Source organism: Mycobacterium sp., from assembly GCF_032159775.1.
In the GTDB taxonomy this organism is placed as follows: Bacteria; Actinomycetota; Actinomycetes; order Mycobacteriales; family Mycobacteriaceae; genus Mycobacterium.
The window spans coordinates 1-8770 of sequence record NZ_JAVHWK010000194.1 but is presented as its reverse complement, the minus strand read 5'-3'; the positions used below and the strand labels follow the sequence as shown (position 1 = coordinate 8770).

The following is an 8770-nucleotide window of genomic DNA, read 5'->3' as shown; positions in this document are numbered from 1 at the left end:
CGGTCCTCGGTGGCGTCGTCGAGCTTGTGCCCGCCCGCGCCGAAGATCTTGATGCCGTTGTCGGGCATCGGGTTGTGAGAGGCCGAAATCATCACGCCGAATTCGGCGTCGTAGGCGTGGGTCAGGTAGGCGACCGCCGGCGTCGGCAGCACACCGACCCGCAGCGCATCCACGCCTTCGCTGGTCAGCCCGGCGATGACCGCGGCTTCGAGCATTTCGCCGCTGGCCCGCGGATCGCGGCCAACCACGGCGACGCGACGGCGTGCCTGGGAGGAGTTCGCCAGACGACGCGCCGCCGCCGAGCCCAGCCCAAGTGCCAGCTCAGCGGTGAGATTGCTATTGGCGACTCCGCGGACTCCGTCGGTGCCGAACAGTCGAGCCATCGGACAAATTTCTCATAGATGAGCCCCGATGGCACAACCGCCGACGTCAGCAGTCATGCCGCCGCCGTTTCGGTACCCGGCCGAGATCGAGAAAGGACTCACCGCCCGTACCCCTCGGAGACACGGGCGGTGAGCGCTTATCGATTAGTTACCGGGTGTGACCGGGTGTGTTGGCGGCATTGCCATTGCCCGGCGCGTTCTGCTGCAGGCTGACGGGCTGTGTGAATGCGGTGCAGTTGGCGACCGGCTGGCTGCCACCGTCCGCATCGACCTGCGTGGCCAAAACGTTGACATCCTCGAGAACCACGTTGGGGCAGACGTTCGCGATGATCTCCGCCACGGCTTCGACCTGGACGTTCCGCAGCACCGTGACGTCGCCGACGGCCACATTGACCAGGCCGTCCTGGATCTGGGGCGGTGCCGCCTGCGCGACGCCCATGCCGGTGAACATCAACGAACCGCCGAGTACTGCACCTGCTGCGGCCCTCTTCATCATGCTGGTCATAAATTTTTCCTTTCAGTCAGGAAGCAGTAGTCCGACCCCCGACCGCGGCCATGTGACCCCGGGTGGCAGGAACTGCCCGCCTGGCGCGAAAGGTGCGCCTCTGCTCCCCGGCGAGGGATTCCCGGTCACCCGTCAGCTAAACAGAGATTTTTGTAAAAGCCTGTTCTAGACCATATTTGTTAGCGCTGGCTAATTAGCTTCGGCGTCAATAACGTGACCTTCGAAAAGCTGGTCACGGTGTCATTAGGTATGTCTGTGCCACCGTCCATGATCGTTACTGACGCGGAGAAAAATTTTCGCATTCCCCAACCTCGATAGCGCCTGGAGCCTGTTTCGATAGGGAAACACCCTATTTATCTGCCGCGCTCGGATCGATAGCGTCGCCATGGACGAAAGGATCCCCATGCGCAGCGACCTGTTTTCCCCGCAAAATGCTGAGGCCCAGACCACGCAGCCGGGCATGAAACTGCAGAACGGCAAGATGCTCAAGGTCGCGCTCAACGGCGAGATGATGGTGCGTCAGGGCGCCATGGTGGCCTACCAGGGAAATATCCAGTTCCAGGGACAGGGCGCCAGCGGCGTCGGCCAGTTCGTCAAGCAGCATCTGACCGGCGAAGGCGTACCGCTGATGAGGTGCACCGGCAGCGGTGACATGTTCCTCGCCGACCTGGCCTCCGACATCCACCTCATCGACCTCGAGGGCGGGCACGACGGGCTCACCATCAACGGCAAGAACGTGCTCGCGTTCGAGCCGACGCTGTCCTACGACATCCGCCGGGTACAGGGCGCTGGGATGCTCTCCAACGCGGGCTTGTTCAACTGTGTGTTCTCGGGTCAGGGCCGCATCGCGATCACCACGAAGGGCACGCCGGTCGTGCTGCAGGTCGACCAGCCGACCTACGCCGACCCGCAGGCCGCCGTCTGCTGGTCGGCCTCACTGCAGACCGGATTCCACCGTGCCGACCAGTTCGGCCTCGGCACCTTTATCGGACGCAGCACCGGCGAAGCCTTCACGATGTCGTTCAACGGCCAGGGTTTCGTCGTCGTGCAGCCCTCCGAGGAAGTGCCGGGCTCGTTCGTGAGCGGCACCGGCGGCGGTCAACAGGCGGGCCAGGCAGGTTCCGCCGCCGCGGGGATACTGGGAAATTTCCTCGGCCGCTGACGCACACCGCCCGGCATGCAGTACGCATACCGGGCGGTGAGGCAGTGCAGATCAGCGCTTGGAGTACTGAGGCGCCTTGCGGGCCTTCTTGAGTCCGTACTTCTTGCGCTCGATGGCGCGCGGGTCGCGGGTCAGGAAGCCGGCCTTCTTCAGCGCGGGCCGGTCCTCGGGCTGCACCAGAATGAGTGCACGCGAGATCGCCAGGCGCAGCGCGCCCGCCTGTCCGGACGGGCCACCGCCGTGGAGGTGGGCGTGGATGTCGAACGCGTCGACCCGGTCCACGGTCACCAGCGGCGCCTTGATCAGCTGCTGGTGCACCTTGTTCGGGAAGTAGGCCTCCAGCGTGCGTCCGTCCAGATGGAACTGGCCGGTGCCGGGAACCAGGCGCACCCGAACCACGGCCTCCTTCCGGCGACCGACGGTCTGGATCGGACGGTCCATGATGACCGGTTCGCGCGGCTCACGCGTCGGCTCGGGAGCCGCCGTCTCGGCCTCGGTCACGGGCTCGGCGGCCTCAGGAGCTTCGGTCGCCTCTGGGGCGGCCTCGGTCACCTCTGTCGCCTCGGTGGCCTCGGCTTCCGGGGCTTCCGTGGTTTCAGTCGTATCGGTTGGCTCGGTCACTGGCTCACCTGCTTGATCTCGTACGGCACCGGCTTCTGCGCGGTGTGCGGATGCTCCGGGCCGGCGTAGACCTTCAGCTTCTTCTGGACCTGACGGCTGAGCTTGTTGTGGGGCAGCATGCCCACGATCGCCTTCTCGACGACGCGGTCGGGATGCTTCTGCATCTCGGTGCCGAGCGAACGCGCCTTCAGCCCACCTGGGAACCCCGAGTGGCGGTAGGCGAACTTGTTCTGCAGTTTGTCGCCGCTGATGGCGACCTTGTCGGCGTTGATGATGACGACGAAATCGCCGCCATCGACATTCGGCGTGAATGTCGGCTTGTGCTTGCCGCGCAGCAACTTGGCTGCTTCGACGGCGAGCCGGCCGAGCACCACGTCGGTGGCGTCGATGACGTACCACGTGCGCGTGGTGTCACCCGCCTTCGGCGTGTATGTGGGCACAGCGCTTACCTTCTCTTCTCGGGTTGGATCCCGGTGTGACCCGGGCTGCCGGTCAGGCGTGAGGTTGGGTGGTTCTCGGCGACCGACGTTGACCCGAGGACCCGTGCATACCGCACGCCAACGGAGCAGCATACCGGCGAGCGTCGTCGCAGGTCAAAACGCCTTCGACAGCGGCGTCGGCGCGAGTTGTGCACCAGGGCTGCGATGGCGACGAACTCACGACCATGATGCAGATCTCGACCAATCATGGCCCGTAGCCGCTGGTGACAGAACTGTGCGGTCCCGCGGACAGCCGGCCATCCGCGAAAAACCGTTCAGAGGCTCCGGTCAGGCGGTGATGATGTCGAGGACGAAATTCGCGTCGGTCTGGTCGGGAACATCGACCGGCACCTGGATGGTTCCGTCGCCTCTGGCGTTCCGGTAGATCCCAGTGCCACCGGTGATGAACAACGGGTTCGGATTACCGCTGGCGAACAGCGCGGCGCTGTCGAGCGTGCCCTGCACCGCCACCTGACCGCCATCGAGGTCGAACGTCGCACTGCAGGTCGTCTCGCCGCCCTTGTCGTCGCCGGTGAGCGTTGTGCAAATGCCGTCGGCCCGCCCGAGGAACACGCCGCCGGGCCGATCGAAGACGTCGCCGGCGAAGATGAACTGATCGCCCGGAGTAGGGCCTGGCGATCCGTGGTCGATCACGTGCTGCTCGGTGTCGTGCTCGTAGAGCGCAAGCGTGGTGTCGGCGGCCGCCGTTGGGGTCAGCCATGCCATGAACGGCGTCAGACCGCTTAGAACAGCGACCAGCGCTGCCATTGTGAGCTTGGTGTGGTTGAACATGTCCTGCGCCCTCCCCCGTGAGTTAGCTGGAGGGTACTGGCCGCCTTGCCCGTCCGTCGTGTTTTGGCGCCTGGTGGTTCACAATTTTCGGGTCTCGCGGGCTGCAGCCTACCGCCGAAAGATAGTTCTTTCGCCGCCCGGAAGGCGCCTTCCGCTCCCTATGGGCGGCGTCCAAAGATGCGCTGTCCTTCGGCCCGCAGCGCCCACCTCGGATGCCGCAAAACCTCGGTAACCTCAGCTCGCACGGTCCCGGGTTGGAACAGATGTGCGACCACCGCGATGGCGACTCCGACCGTTGCGCCGACTACTCCCAGCTGCACCCGTCGCGTCACTACAGCAGAGACGATCGCCCCTAAGAACACAACATCCCCGAGTGTCGACAATGCGTTAGTGGCGGCGTTTTCGTGACGGCTCAGCAGTCGGTCGCGGTAGACAGCAAAGGATTCACTCATTGTGAATCTCCTTCATTAAAGCGCTCCTGATATTTGCTCAGGCTACTTCCGAAGGTTCGGATCATCGGTCGATTTCCGCTGTCTTAGATGAGATCTTTGCCTGCGCAACTGACCTGAAAGCCAATGGCAGACGGCGCAGCGTGGTGTTCACGCCACCGTGGCCGCCTCTCCTGCGGCCACGGTGGCGCACCTCCCTGTGCGGTCCCGGGGGCTCCCCTCCCGACAGGACTGCACAGTGGTCTGTTGTGTTACGCGCCCCAGGCGCTCGCCGCGCTGCGGTCGGTGTTTGCGACATCATCGGCACCGTCGCGCACCGCGTTGCCGAGGCTGAACAGAATGTCGTTCAATGCGCTTGCCGCCTGGTCCCACTTCGCTTGCTCAAATCGATAGGCCTCCGCTGCCTCCCGCGTCCAGACCTCCTGCAGCGGAGCGATCTGGGCCCGCAGGTCATCCAGGGCCGCATTGAGCCGCGCAGAGGTGTTGTGGATCTCCTGCCGGACGGTGTACTCGATCTCGTTGAAGTTGTACGAGAGAACTGGCTCCATGATCGGCTCCTCAGATCCCGGTGCCGACGGCGCCGATTTGTTGTGAGTGGCTCTCGGCCGCTTCACGTAGCGCGCGCTCGTTGAGGCGCATGGTTTCCGCGATGCTCTGCAACGCGGTGTGCAGCTTTGTCGACTCGCCGTTCCATCGGTCCACGACGTCTCTGAACCGCGACGCCGCGACGCCGCCCCAAATCGACGGCGGAACGCTGATCATCTGCCCGATGAATGACTGCAGCATTGCCCGAATTTCGTCGTTGCGGGCGTCGATTTTCCCGGCGACGGCTGTCATCAGGTCGAAGTCGGTGCTGAGCGATCCGCCCGCGGGTGTCGTCATCGAGTTCCTCTCCATGATTTTCGTCTCTGTTGTGTTTTCGACGCAGCGCGGACGCGTGTGGTTCCCCCGTCATACAAGTGCGTGCGCCGAGCGAATCGCTTCCTCGCAGACGTAGTCGCCGACGAACGCGCTCCCTGGAGCGCCTTGGCATCCGATCCCGATTCGCACGGTGTCGTCGACGAACACCGTCCAGTCGATCTGCCGCCCGGCGCGAACTTCCCGATATGTGGCGACGGCCCGATCCGCGCGGCGGTCATCGGGCTTGAACGCGCTGAATATCCCCGCCGGCTGATCGTCGAGAGCGCTGCGCAGCGTCGCCGACGTCGCAGACAGCGTCTCGCCCCTGCGCACCTTCGACTGGGTCAGCAGTACGGAGTTCGAGGTGTCGGGCGCCGTCACCTGCACCCGCGCAGAGCCCGAACCGGAGGTGATGCGCTGCACACGCCACAGCGCCGGAACTTTCAGGGCCACCCTTCCTTCGACCAGAAGTGTCAATGGCGCCGAGGTCGCATCCGATCTATCTGTGCCGGAGGCGAATCCGAGGCCTACGCAAATGAGCGCCACTGATGCGCCGACAGTAATCAGCGCGGCGATCCGGTCACCTCTCGGCGACGCCGGCTCGGATGTGTGACGGCTGCGGCTTCGCTCCCGCGCCGCAGCCAGCACCCGGTCTGGCGGAACTGTCGTCACAGCGACGCCGACTGCGCGGAGATGCTCAGATATTGCCCGGGCCAGGTCCACCGCGCCCGCGACACCGCGCGGGGCGTCCACCAGGACGGTGGTTGCCGAGCCGACGCGGTTAACCACTGATCGGATGACGTCAACGTCGTCGCCGAGCCGCGGCTCGGCTGCGATCACGCCGCCTGATCGCCAGATCACCACAAATTCCGGGGCGATCTCGACCACCGCCGGGACGCCGGGGACGTTCATGACGAGGGCATCGGCGCGTTGTACTACAACGACATTCGTCGATCTAGTGGCCGCTGCCTCTTGCACGCGCGCGATGCGCGGCGACGGCCACCACGTCGGGCAGACCAGCACAGCGGTTTCGACACGCTCGGTTAACACCGCACTGAACACTTGACGCCATACCGCCGTGACGGCGACGGGCTGCTCATCGAGGATCGCGATCTCGTCGTCGATGAACTGCAGCGCCGTCGACTCCAAGTGTTGTTCTGCGCGGGATTGTCCGCGGACCGCAAGCGGTCCCACCTCGACGACGGTGTCATTCACGCCGGATCGGTCCAAGCGACCTGCACGAGCTGTTGCTTCTGAGACCGGGTGACGAGGGTTCCCCGGCCAGGTGGCAGTTGCGTCGGTCGAACGGTACCGAGCAAGACGCCCTCGTCGGGGCTGGCGCTCATCATCAGGCCCATGCATCCGAGGTCGCGCAGCCGGCTCAGCACCGGGTCGAACATCCCTCTCGCGGCGCCGCCGGACCGCCGCGCCACCACGACGTGCAAGCCGAGATCTTTGGCGTGCGGCAGATATTCGAGCAACGGCGCCAGTGGATTGACGCCGTTCGGCGCAGCCACCAGATCGTAATCATCGATCACGACGTACATCTCGGGTCCGGACCACCACGAGCGCATCCGCAGCTGCTGCTGGTTGACGTCTGCTCCGGGCATACGCGCATGTAGGCGTTGAACAAGAGCAGACACTTGCGGGGCCAGCGCCGCCGCCGACGGAGCGTATGCCGCGAGGTGGTCTGACTCGACAACACCGAGCAGTCCCCGCCGAAGGTCGACGATGAACATCTGGGCCGATTCTGCGGTGTGGATCGCGGCGATGTCGCGACAGATGGTTCGCAGGGCTGCAGTCTTGCCGCATTCGCTCTGTCCGAGGAGGACGAGGTGCGGCTCTGCGGCGAAATCAATTGTAATCGGCTTTAATTCGGTGTCACCGATGCCGACGAGGATCTCTGTTGCACGGCGTGGTCCCGACGACCGCGCGAGCAGATCGTCGTACTCGACCCGTTCGGGCAGCACCTCCACCGGTGGGGCGACGCGCCCTCCGAACCGCGCTCGCAACTCATCGGCGACGGCGGTGTCGATCCTGGGCACGGCGATTACGAATTCACGGCCGTCGGCGGTGATGCCACGACCCGGCGGACTCTGCGAAAGCTGCCGGGCACGCTTGCGATCCATTTCGGACTCCGCCGGATCGCCGAGCCGCAGTTCGAGGCGGGTGCCGATCTGGTCCTTCAATGCAGGCCGTATCTCGGCCCATCGCGACGCCGACACGACGACGTGGATGCCATACGCAAGGCCCTGGGCCGCGAGGGCGGTGATCGAAGCCTCCATCGTGTCGAACTCCTGCCGAATGGTGGCCCAGCCGTCGATGACGAGAAACACATGGCCATAGGGGTCGGTCGTGGTGCCCGAAGCGGGCGAGCTTCGCCGGGCCTCGCGTGCTCGTAGCAACGACTCCAGTTGCGCGATCGTGCGCCGGATCAGGTCGATGTCGCGTCGGCCTGCAACCGATCCGACATGCGGCAGCGGTAGCAGTGCCGACAACGCGCCTCCGCCGAAATCAAAACAGTAGAACTGCACGTCGCCGGGATCGTGTGCTCTGGCCAGCGCCGAGATCAATGTCCGCAGCGCCGTGGACTTGCCCGATCGCGGTCCACCGACAACGGCGACATTCCCCGCCGCACCGGCAAGTTGAGCTACCAACGGATCGCGGCGCTGCTCGAACGGGCTGTCCACAAGGCCTATCGGCACGGTGAGTGGGATCTGAGCGCCACCGCGGTCCAGTAGATCGAGCACCGGAGATTCGGAGAGCGGTGGCAACCACACCTGATGTGCAGGAGACCCGCAACCCTCGATTCGATCGAGAACGGTGTCGAGCACGGTTCGGGATGGTGCGGGCCCTCGTTCGGCCTGCTGGTTGCCACCGTGCGTGGTCCGGCCCATCGGCGCCGCGGTGAACAACATCGGCGCCGACACCGAGGCCAGGCCGCCGGAGCGACCCTCGAGCCCGTCACAGGGTCCCGACACGAAGGCCGATTGGAAGCGCAGCGGATCACCCGCGCCGGTCTTCAGGTACGCCGACCCCGGCGCATTAGGCAGGTGGTAGGCATCGGGGACTCCTAGAACCGCACGGGATTCGCTGGCCGAGAACGTCTTCAGACACACCCGATAGGACAAGTGCGACTCCAATCCGCGCAGCCTGCCTTCGTCCATTCGTTGACTTGCGAGCAGCAGGTGCATCCCGAGCGACCGTCCAAGCCGTCCTATCGCGATGAACAGGTCGATGAAGTCCGGATGATGGGTCAGTAGCTCGGAGAATTCATCGACCACGATGAATAGCGCGGGCAATGGAGCAAGCCGCGTTCGTTCGGCGCGCGCCCGGCGGTACTCCGCAATGTTGGCGAAGTTGCCTGCGGCCCTCAACAGTTGCTGACGCCTTGTCATTTCGCCGGCCAGCGCATCCTTCATCCGCGCGACGAGGTGCGCCTCCGCCGCGAGATTGGTGATCACCGCGGCCACATGGGG

General features: G+C 64.9%; 9 protein-coding genes and 1 pseudogene. 1 reads left to right on the top strand and 9 read right to left on the bottom strand.

The genetic code is table 11. From position 1 onward, the window contains the following. Positions 1-383: pseudogene (locus tag QOJ24_RS24900) on the bottom strand (phosphoglucosamine mutase); the annotation flags it as partial. A 148-nt stretch (positions 384-531) separates the two neighbouring features. Beyond that, a complete protein-coding gene (locus QOJ24_RS24895; RefSeq protein WP_526266034.1) occupies positions 532-888 on the bottom strand; it encodes a hypothetical protein in 357 nt (118 codons plus the stop codon). Between the two features lie 385 nt (positions 889-1273). Between QOJ24_RS24895 and QOJ24_RS24890 the strand changes: the two genes are divergently transcribed. Further along, entirely contained in the window at positions 1274-2050 is a 777-nt protein-coding gene (locus tag QOJ24_RS24890) for an AIM24 family protein (RefSeq protein WP_526266033.1), read from the top strand. A gap of 51 nt (positions 2051-2101) precedes the next feature. Here QOJ24_RS24890 and rpsI read toward each other — a convergent pair whose 3' ends face one another. From rpsI to eccCb, 7 genes are all read right to left on the bottom strand, one after another. After that, the gene (gene rpsI, locus QOJ24_RS24885; protein ID WP_526266035.1) at positions 2102-2551 is read right to left on the bottom strand and encodes a 30S ribosomal protein S9; all 450 of its coding nucleotides are present in this window, start codon (positions 2549-2551) and stop codon (positions 2102-2104) included. A 116-nt stretch (positions 2552-2667) separates the two neighbouring features. Then, positions 2668-3111: a 50S ribosomal protein L13 gene (rplM, locus tag QOJ24_RS24880; protein WP_526266031.1), complete on the bottom strand. Its 444-nt coding sequence runs from the start codon at positions 3109-3111 to the stop codon at positions 2668-2670. Positions 3112-3438: 327 nt separating this feature from the next. After that, entirely contained in the window at positions 3439-3942 is a 504-nt protein-coding gene (locus tag QOJ24_RS24875) for an allene oxide cyclase barrel-like domain-containing protein (RefSeq protein WP_526266030.1), read from the bottom strand. A gap of 700 nt (positions 3943-4642) precedes the next feature. After that, on the bottom strand, positions 4643-4939 hold the full coding sequence (locus QOJ24_RS24870; protein ID WP_526266029.1) for a WXG100 family type VII secretion target: 297 nt from the start codon (positions 4937-4939) through the stop codon (positions 4643-4645). Positions 4940-4949: 10 nt separating this feature from the next. Next, positions 4950-5273 carry a WXG100 family type VII secretion target gene (locus QOJ24_RS24865; protein ID WP_526266027.1) on the bottom strand — a complete coding sequence of 108 codons (324 nt, stop codon included), beginning with the start codon at positions 5271-5273 and terminating at the stop codon, positions 4950-4952. 69 nt (positions 5274-5342) lie between these two features. After that, positions 5343-6506, bottom strand: coding sequence for a type VII secretion-associated protein (locus QOJ24_RS24860; protein WP_526266026.1), 1164 nt, complete (start codon positions 6504-6506; stop codon positions 5343-5345). Beyond that, the coding region (gene eccCb / locus QOJ24_RS24855) for a type VII secretion protein EccCb (protein ID WP_526266025.1) at positions 6503-8770 on the bottom strand (2268 nt) is incomplete at its 5' end. The genes QOJ24_RS24860 and eccCb, both read right to left, overlap by 4 nt.

What these genes read in the sequence shown, in the direction of transcription:
- QOJ24_RS24895 (WP_526266034.1), bottom strand. Translation starts at nt 888, where the DNA reads ATGACCAGCATGATGAAGAGGGCCGCAGCAGGTGCAGTACTCGGCGGT.
- QOJ24_RS24890 (WP_526266033.1), top strand. Translation starts at nt 1,274, where the DNA reads ATGGACGAAAGGATCCCCATGCGCAGCGACCTGTTTTCCCCGCAAAAT.
- QOJ24_RS24875 (WP_526266030.1), bottom strand. Translation starts at nt 3,942, where the DNA reads ATGTTCAACCACACCAAGCTCACAATGGCAGCGCTGGTCGCTGTTCTA.
- QOJ24_RS24870 (WP_526266029.1), bottom strand. Translation starts at nt 4,939, where the DNA reads ATGGAGCCAGTTCTCTCGTACAACTTCAACGAGATCGAGTACACCGTC.
- QOJ24_RS24865 (WP_526266027.1), bottom strand. Translation starts at nt 5,273, where the DNA reads ATGACGACACCCGCGGGCGGATCGCTCAGCACCGACTTCGACCTGATG.